The sequence below is a fragment of the Methylobacterium sp. WL116 genome, assembly GCF_008039455.1.
In the GTDB taxonomy this organism is placed as follows: Bacteria; Pseudomonadota; Alphaproteobacteria; order Rhizobiales; family Beijerinckiaceae; genus Methylobacterium.
The window spans coordinates 1-493 of record NZ_VRUV01001123.1 but is presented as its reverse complement, the minus strand read 5'-3'; the positions used below and the strand labels follow the sequence as shown (position 1 = coordinate 493).

At 77.5% G+C, this 493-nt stretch carries 1 protein-coding gene and 1 pseudogene; both read right to left on the bottom strand.

All coding sequences use genetic code 11. From position 1 onward, the window contains the following. Positions 1-248: pseudogene (locus tag FV223_RS29705) on the bottom strand (hypothetical protein); the annotation flags it as partial. Between the two features lie 4 nt (positions 249-252). Continuing rightward, on the bottom strand, positions 253-493 hold a 241-nt coding region (locus tag FV223_RS29700; protein WP_147730135.1), incomplete at its 5' end, for a DUF1800 family protein.

Genomic DNA, 493 nt, shown 5'->3' with positions numbered 1-493 from the left:
CTGCGCGGCGCGCCCGACGCCGGCAGCGCCAGCGGGCCGCGCAAGGCGGCATAGGCCGGATCGCCGATCGCCGGGAGGAAGGCGAGACCGTCGAGCGCGCCGCGCAGGATCACGAAGACGAAGCGCGGGTCGCGGGTCGCGGCCGAAGCGATCCGCGGCATCAGGCCGGCGGCCGCGAGCGTCGAGCCGGCGGCGAGCAGGCCGCGACGGGTCGGCAGGCTGCCGCAGGTCGGTGGGTTGAGCCGCATCGCGCTATCTCCGCTGGAATTCCGGGCTCATCAGGAGCAGGGCAAGGCCCTGCGCCCCGGTCTCGGCCCGGGCGATCTCGCGCCGGGTCGGCGCGGAGAGCAGCGGACCGAACGCGTCCTCGGCGAGCGCGACCGGGTTGCCGGCGGGCGGCGCCCGCTCGCAGGCTTCGGCGGCCCAATCGATCCGGGCCTTGAAGGCGTGCGGCGCGAGCCATTCGGCGGCGGCGTCCGGCCAGCCGCGGGGG